The sequence below is a fragment of the Larkinella fluvii genome, assembly GCF_051857545.1.
Classification (GTDB): Bacteria; Bacteroidota; Bacteroidia; order Cytophagales; family Spirosomataceae; genus Larkinella.
Map to the genome: position 1 here is coordinate 408,513 of NZ_JBPZHB010000004.1, position 22,653 is coordinate 431,165.

20 protein-coding genes and 1 tRNA gene are annotated in these 22,653 nt (G+C 50.7%); 17 read left to right on the forward strand and 4 right to left on the reverse strand.

Annotation, left to right across the window (positions count from 1 at the left end):
- Window positions 1-202: 202 nt before the first annotated feature.
- The 7 genes from ACS5NO_RS12105 to ACS5NO_RS12135 all read left to right on the forward strand — a co-directional run bounded on the left by ACS5NO_RS12105 (window position 203) and on the right by ACS5NO_RS12135 (window position 7,859).
- Window positions 203-1,831, forward strand: coding sequence for an NADP-dependent glyceraldehyde-3-phosphate dehydrogenase (locus tag ACS5NO_RS12105; RefSeq protein WP_439415388.1), 1,629 nt, complete (start codon window positions 203-205; stop codon window positions 1,829-1,831).
- A gap of 229 nt (window positions 1,832-2,060) precedes the next feature.
- The gene (locus ACS5NO_RS12110; protein ID WP_439415389.1) at window positions 2,061-2,951 is read left to right on the forward strand and encodes a cupin-like domain-containing protein; all 891 of its coding nucleotides are present in this window, start codon (window positions 2,061-2,063) and stop codon (window positions 2,949-2,951) included.
- A gap of 81 nt (window positions 2,952-3,032) precedes the next feature.
- Window positions 3,033-3,560 (forward strand): GNAT family N-acetyltransferase, encoded by a 528-nt coding sequence (locus tag ACS5NO_RS12115; protein ID WP_439415390.1) that lies wholly within the window; start codon window positions 3,033-3,035, stop codon window positions 3,558-3,560.
- Entirely contained in the window at window positions 3,557-4,396 is an 840-nt protein-coding gene (locus ACS5NO_RS12120) for a hypothetical protein (RefSeq protein ID WP_439415391.1), read from the forward strand. The genes ACS5NO_RS12115 and ACS5NO_RS12120 overlap by 4 nt, the downstream gene beginning before the upstream one ends.
- 174 nt (window positions 4,397-4,570) lie before the next feature.
- Window positions 4,571-5,551, forward strand: a complete 981-nt coding sequence (locus ACS5NO_RS12125) for an SPFH domain-containing protein (protein WP_439415392.1) — start codon at window positions 4,571-4,573, stop codon at window positions 5,549-5,551.
- A gap of 45 nt (window positions 5,552-5,596) precedes the next feature.
- A complete protein-coding gene (locus ACS5NO_RS12130) occupies window positions 5,597-6,694 on the forward strand; it encodes a TFIIB-type zinc ribbon-containing protein (RefSeq protein ID WP_439415393.1) in 1,098 nt (365 codons plus the stop codon).
- Window positions 6,695-6,854: 160 nt separating this feature from the next.
- Window positions 6,855-7,859 carry an ABC transporter ATP-binding protein gene (locus ACS5NO_RS12135; protein ID WP_439415394.1) on the forward strand — a complete coding sequence of 335 codons (1,005 nt, stop codon included), beginning with the start codon at window positions 6,855-6,857 and terminating at the stop codon, window positions 7,857-7,859.
- Here ACS5NO_RS12135 and ACS5NO_RS12140 read toward each other — a convergent pair.
- Window positions 7,856-8,551 carry a head GIN domain-containing protein gene (locus tag ACS5NO_RS12140; protein WP_150874991.1) on the reverse strand — a complete coding sequence of 232 codons (696 nt, stop codon included), beginning with the start codon at window positions 8,549-8,551 and terminating at the stop codon, window positions 7,856-7,858. The genes ACS5NO_RS12135 and ACS5NO_RS12140 overlap by 4 nt on opposite strands.
- A 68-nt stretch (window positions 8,552-8,619) precedes the next feature.
- A complete protein-coding gene (locus tag ACS5NO_RS12145) occupies window positions 8,620-10,005 on the reverse strand; it encodes a sulfatase-like hydrolase/transferase (protein WP_439415395.1) in 1,386 nt (461 codons plus the stop codon).
- 63 nt (window positions 10,006-10,068) lie between these two features.
- Between ACS5NO_RS12145 and ACS5NO_RS12150 the strand changes: the two genes are divergently transcribed.
- The 8 genes from ACS5NO_RS12150 to ACS5NO_RS12185 all read left to right on the forward strand — a co-directional run bounded on the left by ACS5NO_RS12150 (window position 10,069) and on the right by ACS5NO_RS12185 (window position 18,054).
- Complete coding sequence (locus tag ACS5NO_RS12150) at window positions 10,069-10,701, forward strand: 7-carboxy-7-deazaguanine synthase QueE (protein ID WP_439415396.1); 633 nt, start codon at window positions 10,069-10,071, stop codon at window positions 10,699-10,701.
- Between the two features lie 164 nt (window positions 10,702-10,865).
- Window positions 10,866-12,653, forward strand: a complete 1,788-nt coding sequence (locus ACS5NO_RS12155; protein WP_439415397.1) for an OmpA family protein — start codon at window positions 10,866-10,868, stop codon at window positions 12,651-12,653.
- A gap of 224 nt (window positions 12,654-12,877) precedes the next feature.
- A complete protein-coding gene (gene trxB, locus ACS5NO_RS12160; RefSeq protein ID WP_114404912.1) occupies window positions 12,878-13,831 on the forward strand; it encodes a thioredoxin-disulfide reductase in 954 nt (317 codons plus the stop codon).
- Between the two features lie 127 nt (window positions 13,832-13,958).
- Window positions 13,959-15,035 carry a peptidoglycan DD-metalloendopeptidase family protein gene (locus tag ACS5NO_RS12165; RefSeq protein ID WP_439415398.1) on the forward strand — a complete coding sequence of 359 codons (1,077 nt, stop codon included), beginning with the start codon at window positions 13,959-13,961 and terminating at the stop codon, window positions 15,033-15,035.
- A 3-nt stretch (window positions 15,036-15,038) separates the two neighbouring features.
- Complete coding sequence (gene bshB1, locus ACS5NO_RS12170) at window positions 15,039-15,773, forward strand: bacillithiol biosynthesis deacetylase BshB1 (protein ID WP_439415399.1); 735 nt, start codon at window positions 15,039-15,041, stop codon at window positions 15,771-15,773.
- Window positions 15,774-15,813: 40 nt separating this feature from the next.
- Window positions 15,814-16,698: an AraC family transcriptional regulator gene (locus ACS5NO_RS12175; protein ID WP_439415400.1), complete on the forward strand. Its 885-nt coding sequence runs from the start codon at window positions 15,814-15,816 to the stop codon at window positions 16,696-16,698.
- A 69-nt stretch (window positions 16,699-16,767) separates the two neighbouring features.
- Window positions 16,768-17,121, forward strand: coding sequence for a SnoaL-like domain-containing protein (locus ACS5NO_RS12180; protein ID WP_439415401.1), 354 nt, complete (start codon window positions 16,768-16,770; stop codon window positions 17,119-17,121).
- A 102-nt stretch (window positions 17,122-17,223) separates the two neighbouring features.
- The gene (locus ACS5NO_RS12185) at window positions 17,224-18,054 is read left to right on the forward strand and encodes an oxidoreductase (protein ID WP_439415402.1); all 831 of its coding nucleotides are present in this window, start codon (window positions 17,224-17,226) and stop codon (window positions 18,052-18,054) included.
- Between the two features lie 63 nt (window positions 18,055-18,117).
- Here the strand turns inward: ACS5NO_RS12185 and pdxH are convergent, their stop codons facing one another.
- The gene (pdxH, locus tag ACS5NO_RS12190) at window positions 18,118-18,759 is read right to left on the reverse strand and encodes a pyridoxamine 5'-phosphate oxidase (RefSeq protein ID WP_439415403.1); all 642 of its coding nucleotides are present in this window, start codon (window positions 18,757-18,759) and stop codon (window positions 18,118-18,120) included.
- Window positions 18,760-18,855: 96 nt separating this feature from the next.
- On the opposite strand from pdxH, the gene ACS5NO_RS12195 reads away from it, so the two are divergent.
- Both ACS5NO_RS12195 and ACS5NO_RS12200 read left to right on the forward strand, forming a co-directional pair.
- Window positions 18,856-21,063: a DUF349 domain-containing protein gene (locus ACS5NO_RS12195; RefSeq protein WP_439415404.1), complete on the forward strand. Its 2,208-nt coding sequence runs from the start codon at window positions 18,856-18,858 to the stop codon at window positions 21,061-21,063.
- A gap of 151 nt (window positions 21,064-21,214) precedes the next feature.
- Window positions 21,215-21,287, forward strand: a tRNA-Thr gene (locus ACS5NO_RS12200).
- 219 nt (window positions 21,288-21,506) lie between these two features.
- Here ACS5NO_RS12200 and ald read toward each other — a convergent pair.
- Window positions 21,507-22,646 carry an alanine dehydrogenase gene (gene ald, locus ACS5NO_RS12205; RefSeq protein ID WP_439415405.1) on the reverse strand — a complete coding sequence of 380 codons (1,140 nt, stop codon included), beginning with the start codon at window positions 22,644-22,646 and terminating at the stop codon, window positions 21,507-21,509.
- Window positions 22,647-22,653 lie beyond the last annotated feature (7 nt).

Sequence of the window (22,653 nt, forward strand, 5' to 3'; positions counted from 1 at the left end):
AGTAATTATCCGACATTTCCAATATTTCTGGCGATTGGGTAGCCACGTTTCGTCACACATTCTGTACTTTTGCAGGGCTGATTCGCGAGATCAGCCACTGTTCATTCTTCATCGACTTCTGATTGATCGACCGGCCTGCCTGACTTGAGGACGGTTTTTTTGTGCCTTTTCACGTTGCAATTACCATTTCTTATTTGATAGTATGACTCATTTAGCACAGCAACTGGAGATTCTGTTTCCGGCAGAAGACCAGATTCCGGAGGAATTTCGGATCGAAGAATTGCATCAGCGGGACTACCTCGTGGATGGCGAAATCCGGCAGTGGGACGGCCCGACGCAGGAAGTGGTGTCGCCCATTTTTGTTCAGACGCCTGCCGGACTGGTTCGGAAAGTGATCGGCAGTTACCCCTTGCCGGTGGATGACAACGAAGCACTGGATGCGCTGGATGCCGCCGTTCGGGCTTTCGACAGCGGACGGGGTGTCTGGCCGACGATGTCGGTAACCGATCGGATCGAGTGCATGGAACGCTTTGTCGGGAAGATGATGGAGCAGAAAAAAGCCGTCGTCAACCTGTTGATGTGGGAAATCGGCAAAACCCTCGCCGACTCGATCAAGGAGTTCGACCGCACCGTGCAGTATATCTACGACACCATCGATGCCTTCAAAGACGTCGATCGGGCCGGTTCGCGTTTCCGGATCGAGGAAGGCATCATCGGCCAGATTCGTCGCTCGCCCCTGGGCGTCGTTTTGTGCATGGGGCCGTTCAATTACCCGCTCAACGAAACTTACACCACGCTGATCCCGGCCATTTTGATGGGCAATACGGTTTTGTTCAAACCCCCGAAACACGGTACGCTGCTGCATCATCCGCTGCTCGACGCGTTCCGGACGTCGTTTCCGAAGGGAGTGGTCAACACGGTCTATGGCCGGGGAGCGACGGTGGTACCGACACTGATGAAGTCGGGGAAAATCAACGTGCTGGCGCTCATTGGATCAAGCCGGGTGGCCGACAGTCTCAAAAAGATGCACCCCAAGAGCAACCGGCTGCGGGCGGTTTTGAGTCTGGATGCCAAAAATGCCGCCATCATTCTGCCCGATGCCGACATTGAGCTGACCGTGAAAGAGTGTATGCTGGGTGCGATGTCGTTTAATGGGCAGCGGTGTACGGCCCTGAAAATCCTGTGGGTACACCGGTCGGTAGCCGATGTTTTTCTGCAACGCATGGGCGAGGAATTGAACAAGCTGAAACCCGGAATGCCGTGGAGCCAGGGAGCGCAGGTAACACCCCTGCCGGAACCCGGAAAACCGGCGTATCTGGATGCGTGTCTGCGGGATGCCGAAGCGAAGGGCGCCCGGATTATGAATGAAGGGGGCGGCACAACCGTGGAATCTTTTGTCTTTCCGGCCCTGGTGTATCCCGTAAAAGACGGTATGAAACTCTACCGCGAAGAGCAGTTCGGGCCGGTGGTTCCGGTGGTTCCCTTTGACGATATTGATGAGCCGATTGCCTACATCATCGATGCGGATCACGGCCAGCAGGTCAGCATTTTCGGGAGCGAAAGCGAACCACTCGCGCGTTTGATCGATCCGCTGGTCAACCAGGTCAGCCGGGTGAATATCAACGCGCAATGCCAGCGTGGACCGGATACGTTTCCGTTTACGGGCCGGAAAGATTCGGCAGAAGGCACCCTGTCGGTGGAGGATGCGCTGCGGTCGTTTTCCATCCGCACCGTGGTCGCCACGAAAGATACGGCGCAGAACAAGGCCATTCTAAACGACATTGTCGAGCAGCACCAATCCGAATTCCTATCAACGAAATTTATATTTTAATTCATTGGCACAACCGGGTCTGCCGTGCCTTTTATCCAACATCGTTTTTGTGTTTAAGGCTGATTGGAAAAAGGTACGGCAGTATCGCCGGATTGTATTATAGAATGATTGCATTAATCGAAATTTAATACGATATCTTCCTCATTTTCGAACGGTTTTGTGAACTCATTGGTAGAAATCTTGTTACATCCAATAAATTTTGGGTTGTACGTTGCATTCATCTACCCGTATGGCACTTGAACTCGTTCCGATCGATCGCATCAGCAAACAGGATAAAGCTCTTTTTCAACAAAACTATTTCAAAAAACACCAGCCCGCTATCATCCGGGATTTTTGCCACGACTGGCCGGCGTATAGTAACTGGTCATTTGAGAAACTCAAACAACGGGCCGGTCATCTAACGGTCGATTTGTACAATAACAAGCCGGCAGATCCAGATAAAAGCACGATGTTTGTCGATGAGCGCATGAATTTTGGCGATTATCTGGACAAAATTTCTTCGAATCAGCCCGTCCAGTTACGCATTTTTCTCTTCAACATATTTAAGCATATTCCTTCCCTCAAAAAAGACATTCTGAAACCGGATCTGGTAGACGGTTTTGCGATGAGTCTGCCGTTCATGTTTTACGGTGGTGCCGGGTCGGTGGTGCATATGCACTATGATATTGACCTGTCGCACGTTTTCCTGACGCAGTTTGTGGGGCGGAAGCGGGTGGTATTGTTTGCTCCCGAATACACGCCCCTGCTGTATCGGCTCCCGTTTTCGGTCATTTCCTACATGAACGTCAACAACCCGGATTACCAGAAATACCCCGGCTTGCAGCACGTCAAGGGCTATGAATGCATCCTTGATTATGGCGAAACGCTCTTTATACCAGCCGGTTACTGGCATTATATCGAGTACATCGACGGCGGGTATGCACTGTCGCTCCGGGTGCTGAATGAATCCTGGCTGAAACGGATTCAGGGTGCCTGGAATCTGCTCGGGGAAATGCGGATTGACAATTTCATGAAGAAATACTTTACACAATCGTGGTTTCAGTATAAGAACCGGAAAGCGTTTGAAAATGCCAATGAAGCGATGAAAAATTTCCCGCGTCTGGAAAAAGCGGAAGTGTAAGCCACTGGAACGGACAATCGTCTGTTTTGAGACCTATCCATCGGAGACTACCCGAAAAATTGATGTGAAATTCTGACAAATATGCATTTTTCGACGCGATTGTCTACCTTAACCGATGAGGCTAAAATTTATAACCTCTACAGGCAGGTGGCCAAAATTCCCGGTGGAATAGCCAGGGAAGAAGACGAAATTACACCCGTTTATGTTTCGAATAACTTACAGAAATCGCTTCAGAACGGACTTTCTCTCGTGATCGAAAATCCGGAAAATCCCGCAGAACTAGTGGCTGAAATGCATGGGTATCAACTGGAACCCCGCGTTTTTAAACACATCCTGTCGGAATTAACGATTGTTGTTCACCCCGGTTTTCAGAACCGGGGACTGGGGAAACGACTATTTTTAGATTTCCTAAAACAGGTCGAAGAAAACCGCCCCAACATCTTACGAGTTGAACTGATTGCCCGTGAAAGCAATACCAGAGCCATTGGCTTTTATCAAAAAATAGGCTTTGTGGTTGAAGGACGATTAGAGAAACGGATTGATACGAAAACCGGCTCATTTGAAGCCGACATTCCGATGGCTTGGTTTAACCGAAATTTTGTAAAATGAGTACAATCATTACCCCCGAAGACCCCGAATGGCTGATAAAACTGGTTCAGGAACGGTATGCTTTTTGTCATCCGGATCTAACCCAGGCCGAACGCATTCATCACTATGAACAGGACAAAAGGCTTTCTTCCAAAGACACGTACTTTTCGCAATGGGAAGAATGGGATTTTGAATGGGCAACTTTTAAAGACATTCTGGACAACGAGCAGTTTGAACGGTATGAAGCAAATTTAAAAACACGGATTCGGAGTTACGAAGAAAGCCTGGTGGAAGAAGACAACGGCAAATTGGGCGAAATTGCGTATAATCAATCATTACTAACTAATTACGAAAAGATTTTGCCTGATTTTTTTAATCCCCGGTCTCCGTTAAAATTGACAGGGCTGATTCAGGAAGAAACCAAGATTGCTTTTTTAAAAACGGAGTACAGGCGGTATTTAAATGAGATGAAAGTCAAGTTATTGGTCGATCATTTTCGATTTACCCGAACGTTTATGCCCAATCAGTTAAAGATAACGTTATTGCAGCATCAATTCGATTATCTGTGGCCGGACTATTTTTCTTTTAAACACCGAATGGACGAGCCTACCAAAGCCACGGCGAATTACCTGAAAGGAAAGCTTTACTATATTAATGACAAAATCTATAAATTTGTTCAGGATAAGTTTGATGAGCTGAAGTCTTTAAACCAGGAAAATTACAACAAATACATCGGTGAACGACCCGCTGGCGGTTTTCATATTACCTATGGGCCATCAACGCCCGAAGACCGGCGGGAACACCTGTTAATGAGTTTGTTGCTTCTTGACGAGAACAAATACGGATGGCGCGAGTAAACTTCTGAATTCAGGCAGCCGCTCCGTCATTCCTGAAAACGGAACGTCCGGCGGTTTTTTCTTGCCGTTCAAAAAAACGAACTCGTGCGGGTTCGTTTTTTTTGTGTAGAATTGAACGTGTAAAACAGCAGCACCGAAAAAAACGATGGCCTGGCGGTTGTCGAAGACAAGCATATGGGACTATTTGACTTCATTCGCAATGAATTTATCGAGGTGATCGACTGGGTCGATAACTCGAACGATACGGTAATCTGGAAATTTCCGGACAATGGCAACAACATCAAATATGGCGCTCAACTGACCGTACGCGAGTCGCAGGTGGCGGTTTTCATCAACGAAGGCCGGATTGCGGATGTCTATCAGCCGGGTCGCTATGAACTGACCACGCAGAACATGCCGATCATGACCACCTTGCGGTCGTGGAAAATGGGATTCGAGTCGCCGTTCAAAGTGGATATTTACTTCGTCTCGACCAAGCAGTTTACGAACCTCAAATGGGGGACGCAAAACCCGTTCATCGTCCGCGATCCCGAACTGAAACAGGTGCGGGTTCGGGCGTTCGGGGTTTTTGCCCTGCGGGTGGTCGATGCCGGGAAGTTTATCAAGGAATACGCCGGAACGACGCCCGTGGTCCGGATTGGTGATGTGGAGGACCAACTCCGCTCGGCCATTATCACCAACTTCACGGACACAATTGGCGAAGCCGGTATTTCGGTCTACGATTTATCCCGGAATTACAAGGAAATCGGCGATAAACTGCTGCCGTTGCTCCAATCGGATTTTACGGGTTACGGCCTGGAGCTGACCAAATTTTACGTCGAAAATACGAGCCTGCCGCCCGAAGTCGAAGCGTTCCTCGACAAAACCACGCAGATGAATATGGTGGGTGATATGGCTCGTTTTCAGCAGTTTCAGGCGGGTGTTGCGCTGGAAGATGCCGCCGAAAGCGGTGGTGCCGGTGGCACTGCCGTGTTGCTGGGTGGTTTGGGCAATTTCATGCAGAACACCAGCGCGGCCAACGCTCCGCAGGCTCCCAAAGAAGACAAAACCGAGGTCATGAATCTGCTCAAGCAACTGGGCGAACTGAAAGCCGCCGGGATTCTGACCGAAGAGGAATTCAACGCCAAAAAAGCCGAATTACTAGCCCGATTATAGCCCCAAACCGGTAGGAACGCGGGTAGTCTGCGTTCCCGTCCCACCATGCAACCATCAGAACTTTCAGACCTGGTCCGTGCCCCCTGCAAGGCCTGCGGAGCGCAGTTGAAATTTTCGGCCGAGAAACAGAAACTGAGCTGCGATTATTGCGGCAATACCGAAGAGATTCCGTTTACAAAAAGCAACCTGCACGAGAACCCGCTGGCTTTTCGGGTAGAAGACCGGCAGTTACCCAACGCGCCCACCGAGGAAAAACGGTTGTTTACCTGCCAGAATTGCGGTGCCAAAACGACCGTAAATTACGACGCGCCCACGATTACCTGTGCCTTTTGCAATTCCAAAAACGTGAACCCGGATGCGCAGAAAACCCGGCTGATCGAACCCGCCGGTTTGCTGCCGTTCCGGATTTCGAAAGAGCAGGCGTTGCAGCGGTTCAAGAGCTGGGTAGGGGATAGCTGGCTGGCGCCGTCGGATCTGGCGGCCGGTGCGATGCTGGATAACCTGCACGGTATCTACATTCCGTTCTGGACCTTCGACGCCCAGGCACATTCGACCTACACCGGAGAAGCCGGGTTTTATTACTACGTTCCGGTGCAGGTGCGCGATGCCAACGGCAAGACGGTGACCCAGCAACAGCAGCGCGTCCGGTGGGAATACCGCAGTGGGTCGCACCAGGCGTTTTACGACGACATGCTCGAAATGGCGTCCCGAAAATTGTCGGAGCAGGAAAGCCAGGTGCAGGAAGCCAGCCGCTACGACTTGAAGGAAATTGTCGATTATGATCCGCGGATCTTGCTGGGCTGGGAAGCAGAAGTCTACAGCATTGATTTACAGGAAAGCGCCCGCAAAGCCGAGGAACAGATTCGGAGTCGCGAAGAAAATGCCTGTGCCTCGCAAATGGGCGGGGATACGCAGCGCAACCTGAATGTCGATACGACCTTAACCAACCAGACGTTCAAGCACATTTTGTTACCGCTCTGGATTTGTATGTATCTCTACAACGGCAAGCCCTACCGGTTCCTGGTCAATGGTCAAACCGGCCAAATTGCGGGTGAACGACCCAAATCGGCCTGGAAAATTGCGCTGGTGGTACTTGCTTTTCTTTTGTTGGTACTATTCTTTTATTGGCTGGGAAAACGCTAAAAACGCCTGGAGATTTTTCGCACATATGATAAAATCTTATCACAAGGTTGTTCCCGTAATTCCTTAATTTTACACCTTCGGCTAAGACGGTTTTCGTTTATTATTTGCGTAAATCCTTGTTGATCAACATATTGCACGTACTGAAAAAGGTCATTGTCCATTGCTTGAGTCTATCCATCTTGTAAAATCTTTCGGGGACGTAACCGCCGTTCGGGGCGTTTCATTGATCATAAAACCGGGTGAGGTGGTGGGGTTGATCGGGGCGAGTGGCTCGGGGAAAAGTACGATGCTCAATCTGATGGCGGGTTTACTCGATGCAACGGAAGGGGCCGTACAATTGAATAATGAACGGATTAAAGGGCCATCAGAACAGTTGGTTCCGGGGCATCCGCATATCAAATTGGTGCATCAGGAATACCAGTTGATGCCCCATGTTTCCGTTCGCGAAAATATCGCCTACGCCTTACGGTTTTACGAAAAACGCTACCAGGATTTCCGGGTCGAGCAGTTGATAAACCTGTGTCGGCTCGAAGCGGTGCAACACCGGCTCCCGCGCCAGGTGTCGGGGGGTGAAAAACAGCGGACGGCCATTGCCCGTGCCATTGCCGAAAAACCGGCCGCGTTGCTGCTCGACGAACCGTTCAGTCACCTCGATTTGCCCAACCGTGAACTGATTCGGAGTATGTTGCTGGATCTGGTTCGGAACGAGAAAACCGCCTGCCTGTTTGTCACCCACGACTCCACCGATGCCCTGTCCATTTCGCACCGCATCGGAATTTTACAGGATGGCCAACTGATTCAGATGGGTGCGCCGATGGATGTCTACCGCCGTCCGTATAACGCCTATGCCGCGCAAATGACCGGCCCGGCCAACCTGATTCGAGCCAAACACCTGCCGCTGATGGGCATCATTCATGCCTACCAGCCCAACGCTCTGGCGTGTGTTCGGCCGGAAAACATCCGGTTGAGCGACCGCGGCCGCTTCGGCGGAACCGTCCGAAATGTGTTTTTCAAAGGCGCTTACCTGGAAGTGGAGGTCGAAATGAACCGGTTTGTCAACCTGACGTTTATCGCAGCCTCCCACGAAAAAATCAAAGTAGGTCAGTTGATCGGGCTGGAAATGTCGCCCGAGTCGGTTCACTGGATGCGCGGTTCGTCGGTCTAGTCGTCCGATTTTTTCTGGTTCGAAATCACCGTCTGCGGATTGCCCCGGTGGGAGACATCCGCTCCACCCCGCGTGTTTTTCTCCAGTCGTTTCGTTACGGTCACCGAGGCATCACTTGCTCCCGACGCCCGGATAATCGCTTCATCGGCCGTTAAGTCGTAAGCCTGCAAATCCGACGCCCCCGAAATGTCAACATCGAGTTGCTTCACGCGGCCCCGAAGTTTGGTGTCGGAAGCCCCGGAGGCTTTCAGCCGGATGCGGTTGGCTGAAATGTCTTTCATCGTCAGATCGGCGGCTCCCGACAGTGTAATGTCCAGCTCTTCACTGTCGAACGCATCATTCACGTCGCCGTCGGAGGCACCGGAAAGGGTAATGCCGCGCAGGGCGGGCATCGTGACCAGCAAGCGGGGTGATTTGCGGCTTTTGCCCGGCATCCAGTTGCCAGCCGGCCGGTTAAACCGGGCGACCAGCACGCCGTTTTCGCTTTTGACCGAAAGGTATTCGGTTTCGCCGGGCGACAGATCGGCCACAATGTCAAAAGCGCCTTTCCGGATTTCGACATCGATGGCGTTGGCCACGTCGATGCGGTCGAACGACTTGATACTGAACTGTTTCGTTACCGATTGCGCTTCTGAAAAACCGGCCATCAGTGTCGAAAACAAGAGCGATAAATAAAAACGATGGGTTTGCATGGTGGTTGGCGAAAGATAAAATTCCTGCGATGAAGATGCCGTCCTGAACCGGAACGTTGCACCGATTCCTATTTTCTTTTCTGCCACGGCACGGCCCCGCCCAGTTGGATGTGGTTCATTAACAGGCGGGTCAGCTCATTGGCTTTCGCTTTTTCCTGCTTCGATAGATCGGTGGTTTCTTTCGGATCGTCTTTCAGGTTATACAATTCAAAGGGTAAAAACGGACTGGGTTGCAGCAATTTCCAGTCGCCCAGCCGAACAGCCTGGGTCGTCAGTCCCTTGAAGGCGTCGTTGCCTTCCCGGCGAATGTAAAAAAGCGGCCGCTGGCGGAGTAGGTCGAGCTTCTGTGCATCCGGTTGATTCGTCAGGAAGACCGGCACCAGCGATTTCCCATCGACCGGCATAGTGGCTTGTTGACCCGCCAGTTCCAGAAACGTGGGCATCCAGTCGCTGAGTTGCCCCCGCTCGTCCGACATCCGGCCCGGCTGGATGTGACCCGTCCAGGCAACGCCCGCCGGAATCCGAATCCCGCCTTCGTACATCGTTCCCTTGAAAGCGCGGTAGGGGCCGTTGTTGGCTTTGGCGGGACCCCAGCCACCGTTGTCGCTCGTGAAAACGATCAACGTATTTTCCAACTGTCGGTTGGCTTTCAGCGTTGCCAGAAGCCGACCGATGTTGACGTCCAGGTGTTCGATTAATGCCACCAGTTTGGCCCGGGTCGGGTCGATGGTGGGTTCCCGCTTTTTCACCCGGTCGAGCCAGTCGGCGGGTGGTTGCAACGGGTTATGAGGAGCGTTGTAAGCGAGGTATAGAAAGAACGGTTTTGGGTTGTTTTTCCGGCTGTTCACATAGCGGATTGCTCCTTCCGTAAACACCTCCGTTGCGTGACCGGGCGGATCTATGACCTGACGATTGTGGCGCATGAAGTTGTGACCATTGCGTCGTTTGGTGTAATAATCATCCATCATATCGCCCAGAAAACCGTAAAATTCCTGGAAACCGCGCTCGTTGGGGGCATTCTCGGGTTCCAGTCCCAAATGCCATTTTCCAACCAAAGCCGTGTGGTAGCCCGCTTTTTGCAGGTAGTTGGGGAGCAGCGGACCCGGAGCCAGGTAGCCCCAGCTATCGGCCAAGTCGTCGCGAATGACGCCCGGAACACCCACCGCTTCCGGCCAACGCCCCGACAGCAGAGCCGCCCGGCTGGGGGAACAAACGGGGCTGTTGGCGTAAAAATTCGTAAAGCGCAATCCAGACTGCAACAGGCTGTCGATGTGGGGTGTTTTCAGGTCGGTAGCTCCGTAGGAAGAAAGGTCGCCCCAGCCGAGATCGTCGGCGAAGATGAAGACGATGTTGGGCTTTGGAGCCGCCAAAGGGGGCGTATGACTGATAAAAAAAGTGCCTATGACGGCGAAAATCAGGCCGGTAAGCAGAAACGAAAACGGACGATACTTCATAAAGGCTGCGGAAAGCCGTGGGAATAGATGAACCTTCGCCCGCAAATTCCGTAACTTTGCACCATGAATCAAGTACTGAATCAACAAACTGACACCCTGGAGCGGCTTCCCGTTATGGAATCGTTCTACACGTTGCAGGGAGAGGGGGCGCACACCGGAAAAGCCGCCTACTTCATCCGGCTCGGCGGCTGCGACGTCGGGTGTCACTGGTGCGATGTGAAAGAATCCTGGGATGTGAACGCCCACCCCAGCTATACGATCGATGAACTCGTTGACGGGGCTTCGCAATTCCCCGGGCGCATGGCCGTGATTACGGGCGGAGAACCGCTGATGCACGACCTGAGCGGTTTGACGCTGGCGCTTCAGAATGCCGGTTTTCAGACCAACATTGAAACCTCGGGCGTTTATCCTGTCACCGGACGTTGGGACTGGATCTGTTTTTCGCCCAAGAAATTCAAGGAGCCTAATCCGGATATTTTCCAAAAGGCGAATGAATTGAAAGCCATTATTTACAACAAAAGCGATTTTGCGTTTGCGGAGTCCTTTGTAACATCGCTGCAACCGCATTGCAAATTGTTTTTACAACCGGAGTGGAGTCGTTCAAATGAAATGCTACCTCTGATCGTTGAGTATGTAAAACAGCATCCGCAATGGCAGGTTTCGTTGCAAACACACAAATTCATGGACATTCCGTAAGGGAACCGAAGCGGATAAAAGGAAGAAAGGAGCGACGGCCGAACCGCCTGTTTTTCCTTGTATTCCTTTTTTCGTTTCCTCCCTTTCTTTTTCCTTCCTACGCCCAGAACAAGAAGGCCGTCGAATTATATAAAAAGGCCGTCGACGCCTTGTCGAACCGGAAAATGACTGAGTCGCTGGATTTGTTTCACCAGGCGGTGGAACGCGATACCGGCTACACCGATGCGTATCTGAAACTGGGGCAGGTGTACGAATTCATGCGCCAGCCCGACCAGGCATTTCAGGTCTACCAACGGGCCATCGGACAGCAGCCCGACAAACCTACGACGGGGCTGGCGTATCAGTTTGTAAGTGCGTATCTGCTCAAGAAAGGCAATTACCGGGTCGCCATCCCGCACATCGAACGGTATCAGAAGCTGTTTCCGCCCCAGTCGCTGCAATGGAAAAGGATCGACCGGATGCTGCAAACCGCCCACTTTGGCGAACAGGCGATTCAGAATCCGCTGCCCGTCAAACCGCAGCCGTTGTCGCCAACGGTTCAGGCGTTTCCGTCACAGTATTTTCCGGTGTTGACCGCCGATGAGCAGACGCTGGTTTACACGGTTTTGAAGCCCGAAGGGGATGAGGACCTGATGGTTTCGACGCAAAAGGGCGAGACCTGGAGTCCGCCCGAATCCATTTCGCCCCTCATCAATTCCATCAACAACGAAGGGACGCCCACGCTGTCGGCCGATGGCCGCACACTCGTGTTTACGGTTTGTCAGGGCCGCGCAGGCTACGGAAGTTGTGACCTGTACATTAGTCATAAAACCGGGAATGCCTGGTCGGAACCGCAGAACATCGGGCCGGTGGTCAACACCCGCGCCTGGGAATCGCAACCCGCCTTGTCAGCGGATGGCCGGCGTCTGTATTTTGTTTCGGATCGGAAAGGGGGCGTGGGTCGGCGCGATATCTGGTGCAGCGATCTGGGCGACGACGGGGAATGGAAACCGCCTTATAATCTGAAAAGCATCAACACGCCCTTTGACGAAGCATCGCCGTTTATTCACGCCAACGGTTTGAGCCTGTTTTTCGCTTCGGAAGGACACCTGGGCCTGGGTGGTTACGATCTGTTTGTGGCCGACAGTACGGCTTCGGGCTGGTCGAATCCGCAAAACCTGGGTTATCCGATCAATACTTCCGACGATCAGGCAGCTTTGTTTGTCTCGGCCAACGGTGCTCACGCCTATTATTCGCAGGAACAGGCTGCCAGCGACGGCAAGCAACGTTCCAAACTCTACGTTTTCGATCTGCCCGAAGCCCTGCGTCAGAAAGTCCGCCCGGTCAGTTACCTGAAAGGGCTGGTGGCGGATGCCCGCACCAAAAAACCGCTGAATGCCACGATCGAACTCATTGACCTGTCGACCAATCAACTGATTACCCGCGTTCAGTCCGATCCGCAAACCGGGCAATACACCGCCATTCTGCCGACTGGTGGCGAGTACGCCCTGTATGTCATCGGGCCGGGGTATCTGTTCAAAAGTTTGTCGTTCGATTTTACCCGGAAACGGGAAGGCGAGGGGTTGACGATGAGCGTGCCGCTGGAACCGATCAAACCGTCGGAGGGCGGGGCTCCGGCCAGAGAGACGCTGAACAACCTGTTCTTCGAAACCGGGCGGTATGATCTGGCCGACAAATCGCGGACGGAACTCGACCGGCTTGTGAAGTTTCTGGAAGTCAATCCAACGGTCAATATCGAAGTTTCCGGGCATACGGACAATCAGGGCGGTACGGCCAATAATCTGGAACTATCTAAAAAACGGGCGCAATCGGTGGTGAACTATCTGGCCAAAGCCGGTGTCGCCCCAAACCGGATTAAATCGGCCGGATACGGTGAAACAAAGCCCGTTGCTCCCAACACGACCGACGAAAACCGGAAGCTAAACCGGCGGATCGAATGGCGAATTTTGTAAATTTTAAGGAAGCGTGGATGGTGAAGCTGGAGCAGGGAAGGGCAAAAGGGCCGCAAAAGAGAAGGATTTTGTCTTATTTTTTCATTATTCAGGGCTCAGGGTTCATTCTCCTTTAACTTGGTTTCGCCGGGAATTTTTTGCACCTTTGCGCTTGTTTTTTCAGTGTCTGGCTCCGTATTTAAGCAAAAGCCGACCAGATTAAACATTCTATTCTTTGTCAGACGATGACCACCGAACACGTCAATTGCCTTATTATTGGTTCCGGCCCGGCCGGATATACAGCCGCCATCTATGCTTCCCGCGCGGGCATGAAACCCGTTTTATACCAGGGAATGCAACCGGGCGGACAACTCACCATCACCAACGAAGTTGATAATTTTCCGGGTTATCCCCACGGTGTCAACGGCCCCCAACTGATGACGGACCTCGAAGAACAGGCCCGCCGGTTTGGAACCGACATCCGGTATGGTGTTGTCACCGCCGTTGATTTCTCCGGCACCATTCACAAGGCTACGGTGGACGACCAGCAGGAAATCAGTGCCAATGTCGTGATTATTTCAACCGGAGCCTCGGCCAAATGGCTCGGTTTGCCGTCGGAAATGCGCCTGAACGGCCTGGGCGTTTCGGCCTGCGCGGTTTGTGACGGCTTCTTTTTCCGGGGCAAAGACGTTGCCATTGTGGGCGCGGGTGATACGGCGGCTGAAGAAGCGAGTTACCTGGCCAATTTGTGCCGGAAAGTATACATGATCGTTCGTCGGGACGAAATGCGGGCGTCGAAATTCATGCAAAACCGCGTGAAATCGCTTCCCAATATTGAAATTTTGTGGAATAGCGAAACGGAAGAGGTGCTGGGTGAGGAGGAAGTAACCGGTGCGCTGATCAAAAATGCGGTGACGGGTGAAAAACGGGTGATCGATGTTTCCGGCTTTTTCGTCGCCATTGGTCACGTACCCAACACAGCCATTTTCAAACCGTTCGTTGATATGGATGAAACCGGGTACATCCTGACGGAAAAAGGCAGCACCCGGACCAACGTGCCGGGCGTATTTGCCTGTGGTGATGCCCAGGACAATACGTATCGTCAGGCAGTGACGGCCGCCGGAACGGGCTGTATGGCCGCCCTGGATGCCGAGCGGTATCTGGCCATGAAAGAAGTTGAAATGCACGCGGAAGCGTAAACGATATACAATTAGTAACCACCAAAAGAGAGTTAAAAGTTAAGAGTTAAGAGTTAAGAGTTGGCTAAAGCATTCTTAACTCTTAACTCTTAACTCTTAACTTTTTTTTCAAACTTTATCCCCAAGGATGAGAAAACTGGCAGTCTGGTGGCTGTTCGCCAGCGTTTGCTGTTTGGCAAGCGTAACGACCGTAGAGGCACAGGAACGTGGAAAATTCAAGAAAAACCTGAGCATCAAGCCAAAGAAAACAGAGAAAGAAAATCCCAACTTCCCCACGCAATCGCCGGTTCAGGTGCCGGATGAGGAATTTGAACAGGAACCTTCCAACCTGCGGTTTAATAATCAGTTTGAACCCAAAAAAGAGGTGAATCCCGTAGTGGCCGAGGACACTTCTACCATTGACGAAGGTGAACCGGCCGTGGTCGAATACATCGACTCGGTTCAGGTGGGAGACGACTGGGTGAAAATTGCGGATTATTATGCCATTTGGGATCCTCACAACGTCGATCCATATGGCATCGACCCCCTCCAGTTTGACGAAGTAATTGATCTGAAATTATACGATCCGGGCGAGAACCGGTATTGGTCGGCCCCCACCGTCGACGGAAAAGTGACCTCCATGTTTGGTCCGCGCTGGGGTCGGTGGCACAAGGGAATGGATCTCGATCTGGAAACCGGCGACCCGGTTTATGCCGCTTTCGACGGGATTGTGCGGGTGGCAGGCTGGGACGGTGGCGGCTTTGGCCGGTACATTCTGTTGAGGCATTACAACGGTCTGGAAACCGTGTACGGTCACTTGTCCAAGGCACTGGTTGAATCCGGCCAACTCATCAAGGCGGGCGATCAGATTGGCCTGGGTGGCAGCACCGGCCGCAGTTCCGGTTCTCACCTCCACTTCGAAACCCGGTATGAGGGCAACCCCTTCAGCCCCACGTTCGTTTATGACTTCCCAACTAACTCCCTGATTTCCGACCATTTCATTTTAACCGCATCGGTCTGGGATTATTTACGCGGGAAAAGTAGTGTCAACTTGTCCGGGTTCAAGCCGCGTTACAAGCGCACGGTTCTCCACCGTGTTCGATCGGGCGAAACCCTCACCAGCATTGCCCGGCGGTATGGATTGACGGCTTCGACGCTGGCCCGGAAAAACCACCTTTCAACCCGTTCACGGATTCGGCCGGGACAAAAACTGAGAGTCCACTAACGAATGAAACTGGATTTACTTGTCATTGCCGTACATCCCGACGATGCTGAATTAGGGTGCGCTGGCACCATTCTTTCCCTCGTTGCACAGGGTAAAAAAGTCGGGATTGTAGACCTCACCCGCGGAGAACTCGGGACGCGGGGAACGCCCGAAATCCGTTTGCAGGAAGCCGACGCGGCTGCCCGGATTCTGGGGCTGTCGGCACGCGAAAACATGGGTTTTCGGGACGGTTTTTTTCGCAACGATGAAGAACACCAGAAGGCGCTGATGGTGGCGATCCGGCGTTACCAACCCGACATTGTGATCACGAATGCCATTTATGACCGGCACCCCGACCACGGCCGGGCGTCGGAACTGGTGGTGGATGCGTGCTTTTATTCGGGGCTCCGGCAAATCAAAACCGTCGATCATCTTGGTGCTGACGCGACAGGGCTGGAGCAGGAAGCCTGGCGTCCGAAACTGGTGTATCACCTGATTCAGGATCGCTACATCAAACCGGATTTCATCGTCGATATTACCGATTTCTACGAGAAAAAACAGGAGTCGTTGCTGGCCTACAAGAGTCAGTTCTACGATCCGAAGAGCAACGAACCCATGAGTTACATTGCCAGCCAGGAATTCATGGAATTTCTGCGCGCCCGCGCCGAAGAGTTCGGCCACGTCATCGGCGTCAAATACGGCGAAGGGTTCACGGTAGACCGGACGATTGGGGTCAAGAATCTGTTTGATTTGGCTTAAAAAGCATTCTCTTTTTGTCCCATCGTTCATCTTCTACGTGATGAAAGAATTATTTCCGTTTTATTCGATCGGGCATTTCATCAACCAGCCGACCAATCCGACTGATTTTGAAATCATGCGTTTTGAAGAAATGGCGGAACCGAACGTAGACGATTTCCATAAACATACTTTTTATGAGGTACTATGGGTCGAAAAGGGCAGCAGTAAACAGACAATAGATTATAAAGAATACGAAATAAAACCCAATAGTTTATTTTTTATTTCACCCAACCAAGTTCATTATTTTGAAGAATGGCAACCGTTGGTTGGTGGCACAGTGATGTTCACGGAAGACTTTTTTCTACTCAATCATACCGATAAAGATAAACTTTTTGAGCTGAGTTTTCTGGATAATTTTTATTCCAATCCTTGCCTTCATTTAAACCGCGAAGACTTTTCTGAAATACAACAAATTATCAATTTAATTGCCAAAGAACACAACCGTCAAGGCAAAAGTCAGACGATTACCCAATCGCTGTTGCATATTTTGCTGGAACAGGTTCAACGTTGTGTTGACACCAAAACCAAGGCACCTGTTTCCAAAAAATACCTGATTCTTTTAAAGCATTTTAAAAATTTGCTGGAAACTCATTTTAGTGAAAATCAAACCACGGCATTTTACGCCGATCAGCTTCATATTACCCAGCATCACTTAAATGTTGTTGTAAAAACCGTAACCGGTAAAACCGCCAGTGAAATGATCAGGGCGAGAAGTGTGCTTGAAGCGAAACGGCTTCTGACTTTTTCTGACTTTACTGTTTCTGAAATTGCGGCCAAGTTGCGGTATTTTGACAGTTCCTACTTCTCCAAAGTATTCAAGTCCGAAGCGAACACCACGCCCCTGGGTTTCAAAAACGAAATGTCCGAAAAATACCGGATAAGGTAGTTTTCGTGCTATCGATTCGGGGATAGAAGTTGCACTTTTGCATCATAATTAACTACTAAACAATTAATTATGATTGAGCAACAAATTTCAGCAGCGTTGGATGAACTCATTGTCCTGATGGCCGAAGGCAAACCCCTCGAAGCATTTGAGAAGTTTTACCATCCCGATTTGGAAAAAACAGATTTGGATGGGATTACCCACACGGGTAAGGCAACCAGCGAAAAAGTGGGACGTGAACTACTATCAAAAGTTGAAGCCGTACGGGATTTTACCGCTGTAGGTAAAATCATAAAAGGGAACCGAAGTTTTTTGGTTTGGTCACTGGATTTCGACCACAAGGACAATGGCCCGGTAATGGTGGTTGAAGTGGCCATTCAGGATTGGCAGGATGGGAAAATAATAAAAGAGCGATATGTAGCTTAACCCAGAATCTTACAATCTATTTTAAGTGCTGCATCGTTCCGGTGTTAGCACTTTTTTATAACCTCCGGTAATTCAATTACCCCTTTTTTATCTACACATTTTATGATACAAAAAATTTGGTTTATAACTGGTATTTCCAGTGGTCTGGGTCACGCAATGGCCGAGGCCGTAATCGAAAATGGCGATTTTGTTATTGGCACCTTCCGCCATCAACTACAGGCCGATCGTTTCAACGATCGACATCAAACAAAAGCAATTGGTCTTACAATGGATCTTACGAAACCGGATGAAATTACAAATGCTTTTAAATATATAACGGAGCAATTTGACAGAGTTGACGTGCTGGTAAATAATGCCGGTTTTGGAATGGCAGGAGCAATCGAAGAAACGAGCATTGTTGAAACAAGAGCACTATTTGAGACTAATTTTTTTGGTACGTTGCTGCTAACCCAGACTTTTTTACCACGCTTCAGACAACAAAAAAGCGGACATATCATACAAATTTCATCGCACAGCGGTTTTAAAGCGTTTCCCGGTTTTGGGATTTACAACGCCAGTAAATTTGCGCTGGAAGGATTTAGTGAAGCATTGGCCCAGGAAATCGCTCCGTTAGGAATTAAACTGACGCTTGTCGAACCCGGACCTTTCAGAACCAATTTTGCAGGAAGTTCATTTCAGCAGGCCGACAGATTTATTGAAGACTATCAGGCAACCGCGGGCGCATTCAGAGAACGAATTAAACTGGTGGATGGCAAACAGGAAGGTGACCCGCGAAAAGCCGCAAAAGCCATCATCGACCTAGCTAATCTTGACCAACCGCCCTTGCGATTACCGCTGGGAAAAATTGCCATCGTTTCCTTAACAGCCAAGCTAAACAGTGTTCAGGAAGACCTGGATAATTTTAAGGAAATTGCCGAGAGCGTCACATTTTAGATACGAAGCCATCAGGTCAGATGAATGAATAATGAGCATTAGCTGTATTATTCATTCATTTTTTTACGGCGCCAGCCGCTCAATTACCCAATTTTCTTCTTCTTTTCGGTACAATACCCGGTCGTGCAGACGGCTGGGCCGGCCTTGCCAAAACTCGATGCGATCGGGAACCAGGAGGTAGCCGCCCCAATGCGGGGGACGCGGAATGGACTGGTTTTCGAATTGTTGCTCCAGTTCCCGCTGGCGGTTTTCAAGCACCTCACGACCTTCAATGGCGGAACTCTGGTGTGAAACCCAGGCCCCGATCTGGCTGCCCCGGGGGCGGCTCTGAAAATAAACGTCCGAATCTTCCGGGGATACTTTCTGAATCGCGCCTTCGATCCGGATTTGGCGTTCGAGTTCGGCGTAAAAAAAGGTCAGTGAGGCAAAGGGGATTGTGGCCAACTCAAATCCTTTGCGGCTTTGGTAATTCGTGAAGAAAGAAAAGCCGTTTTCGTCGAAGCCCTTCAGCAGCACAATTCGTCCGGAAGGCCGGCCTTTTGGACCAACCGTGGCCAAATGCATGGCATTGGGTTCCGGAACACCCGCATTCAGAGCTTCCGTGAACCAGCGTTGAAATTGATCGAACGGATTTTTGGTAACATCTGACGGGTCCAACCCGTTTAGGGTATACTCTTTGCGTAGGTCAGCCAGGGGAGATAGCATGGGTGTTTGGGATTCGATCCGTTGATGCGGTCTGTAAAGAAATAATAATCCGCTTTTTTTCGTATTTTTGCAAAAGTAACGATTCCTAAAGATCGTATGGCGAGCGAAGAGCAAGAAATAACTGAACGCAAGGAACAGAATCCGGACGCATCTCACGAGATACAACCGGAGACTGGGCCGACTGATGCGGTAGAATCAAACGAGGAACCGACTGACAAAGTGGAACTGGAATCGAATCAAAAACCGGCTGACAAAGTAGAATCGGCTCCCGAACCTGCCAACACGGTGGAGACGGAACTCAATCAGGAAACAACCGATTTGGGAGAGCCCGAGCCGGAAGGAGCGGAAACGCCGAAAGCTTTGGCAACGGAGCCGACGGTTGCTGACGAATCCGGACAGGAGGTGGTTTCTGCTGAAAAGGCACCGGTTGCAGAGCCGGAGGCTGTGGAAGCAACCACTCCGGAAACTTCGACGGTGGCAGAAATGCACGCTGAACCCACTGAATCGGCCGAACTGGAACTGGAGGAGGTAACTCCGGCTGCCGATTACAGCCAGCTTTCCCGGGCGGACATGGTCGCATTGCTCGAAAAAAATCTGGCTTCCTTGAAGACGGATGCGGTTTCGGCATCGGACTATCGTCGGGCAGATGACGTCTTGAAAGAATTACGTCCGTTGTTTGATCAATCGAAAGCGTCGGACCGGGCCGAAGCCCTGCAGCGTTATGTGCAGGAAACCGGCTCAGAAGAGGGATTCGAGTTTAAACCGGATGAACTGGTGAGTCGGTTCGATAGTCTGTTTAAGCAGATTAAAGACCAGAAAAATCAGTATTTCCAGCAACTCGAAAAGGCCAAGGATAACAATTTTAACCTCAAAACGGAGCTGCTGCGCCGGTTGCGGGAGTTGGTGGAAGCCGACGAAAACAACGCCGGTGATCCAAAGACAAGCTGGAACGGTTTCAAGCACATTCAGGACGAGTGGAAAGCGGCCGGGAATGTGTCGTCGCCCCATAATGCGACGCTGTGGGCCACCTACCATGCCCTCGTTGACCGGTATTACAGCAACCGTAATATTTATTTTGAATTAAAGGAACTCGATCGGAAAAAGAACCAGACCCAGAAGGCGGAGCTTTGTGAAAAAGTGGAAGCGATGGTTCAGGCGAACGAAGGCAGTCCGGTAACCAAAGCGGTTATTGACGAAGCCAACGCGCTTTTCGAAGAATATAAACACGTCGGACCGGCTCCGAAAGCGGAGCAGGAAGTGTTGTGGCAACGCTTCAAAAAAGCACTCGATACGCTCTACGACCGCCGTCGCGGGCAGAACGAAGAGATTCGGAAAGAAGGCGCACAGTTGTACGAAGAGAAATCCAAACTTTACGAAGAACTGATTCCGTTTACATCGTTCACTTCGAACAGCATCAATGACTGGAACGAAAAAACCCGCGAAGTGATGACGATCCAGGATCGTTGGAACAACATTCGGGGGCCTATGCCGCGCGACGAAGGTAAAGAACTGAGCAAGAAATTCTGGGCTGCACTCAAGCAGTTTTTCCACCACAAAGGTGAGTTTTTCAAACAACTCGAAAACAAGCGGGAGCAAAACCTGAAAGCCAAAACCCAGTTGTGCGAAGAAGTAGAAGGCATTCTGGAGTCGGGCGAAGAGTCGGCCGAAACCACCCAGAAAGTCATTGAATTGCAACGTCAGTGGAAAAACATCGGTCAGGTTCCGGAGAAATTCAAAGACACGATTTTTGAACGCTTCAAAGCCGCCTGCGACGGTTTCTTCAACAAGAAACGCTCCCGGAACCAGGAGGTTGAGAAAGAGTTTGAAGAAAATCTGGCGAAGAAAATAGCGCTTTGCGAGCGGATCGAAACCGTGGCAAACAGCGGTAATGCGGATTTGGCGCAGTTGAACGACTTCAAAAAAGAGTGGTCGCAAATCGGGTATGTACCGAAGAAAGACATGCAGTCGATTCAGAAGCGGTACATCAACGCGGTCAACTTGTTTGTGGGGGCCAACGGAAAAATTTCGCCAAGAGAGAAAGAGCGGCTGACGCTTGAGAATGAAGCGGAGATGATCCGTGAAACCGGTTCGTCGCGGGATTTGTACAAAAAAGAAGGTGATATTCGCCGGAAAATGACGACGCTGGAAAACGATATTGCGGTGTATAACAACAACATCGAATTCTTCAGCCGTTCGAAAGGTGCGGATAAGCTGCGGGCCGACATCGACAAAAAGATTCAGGTAGCCCAGAAGCAACTGGATGATCTGAAGCACCAGTTGAAAGTGATTCGGGAAGCCCAGTAAACCAAAAAATACGGTTTCGGCTTGAAAAATAAAGGAATCTTTCTTTGATCGAAAAGGTAAATTTGCTATTTTTGCACCAGATTTAAAGAAAGCCATCCAGCACCCCGGTTTTCGGTTGACTGCCTGCGTGGTAGAACGCTCAAATCGAATTGCCTCCATAGCTCAGCTGGTAGAGCAACTGACTTGTAATCAGTAGGTCGTTGGTTCGATCCCGACTGGGGGCTCTTCAAAATCAAGAGGTTATGACGAAAGTCGTAACCTCTTTTTTGTTTTTACCCTAGGCTGGATCAGTTACCCAGGATCATAAAAAAAGACACGACTCATGGCGGTCGTGTCTTTGCTATTTCTATTCCTAAACCCTTAAAAAAAAGTTGATGAAGTTGTACTAATTATTCGTCGATGAAGTGTAATCTTAACCAGGTTGGAATACATACGGTCTTGTCTTAAAAGTCGATTTCTTCTTCTTCGCGCTTCAACAGGTCATTGACATCGTCCAGTGGCAAACCAAACGCATCGGCAACGCCTTTGTAAACGATTTTGCCGTTAACGACATTCAGCCCACGTTTCAGTTCTTCATTGTCGCGACACGCTTTTTGCCAGCCTTTGTTGGCCAATTGCAGGGCATAAGTGAGCGTGGCATTGGTCAGGGCCACGGTTGAAGTATAAGGAACCGCACCCGGCATGTTGGCAACACAATAATGAACCACATTGTCGATGACGTATGTCGGATTTTCGTGCGTGGTTGGCGTACAGGTTTCGATACAACCACCCTGATCGACGGCTACATCGACCAGAACCGTTCCGGGACGCATCAGTTTCAGCATCTCGCGAGTGATGAGGTGGGGGGCTTTCGCACCCGGAATCAATACCGCGCCAATAATCAGATCGGAATGCTTGACGGCTTCCCGAATGCTGTATTCGTTCGACATGAGCGTATCGACGTTCTCAGGCATGATGTCCGACAAATACCGCAGACGCGGCAGGCTGATGTCCATGATGGTGACGTGTGCGCCCAGACCAGCCGCCATTTTGGCCGCCTGTGTTCCCACGATTCCGCCACCCAGAATCAGCACATGGGCCGGTTTTACCCCCGGAACACCGCCCAGCAGGATACCCCGGCCTTTTTGCGGTTTTTCCAGATATTTGGCACCTTCCTGAACCGCCATCCGTCCGGCGACTTCCGACATCGGAATCAGCAACGGCAGACTGCGATCGGTTTTTTCCACGGTTTCATAAGCCAGACAAACGGCTTTGCGTTCAATCATGGCATGCGTCAGTTCTTCCGACGATGCAAAGTGGAAATAGGTAAACAGCAGTTGATCTTCTTTAATCAGGTTATATTCCGACGCAATCGGTTCTTTCACCTTCATAATCATCTCGGAAATGCCGTAAACATCCTCGATGGTAGGCAGCATCACGGCCCCGGCGTCAATGTATTCTTCGTCCTCAAAACCACTTTCCACCCCCGCATTGACCTGCACATAAACGGTGTGGCCAAATCGACGAAACTCAGCAACACCCGCGGGGGTCAGCGCCACCCGGTTTTCATTGTTTTTTATTTCTTTTGGAACACCGATTACCATCGTATTC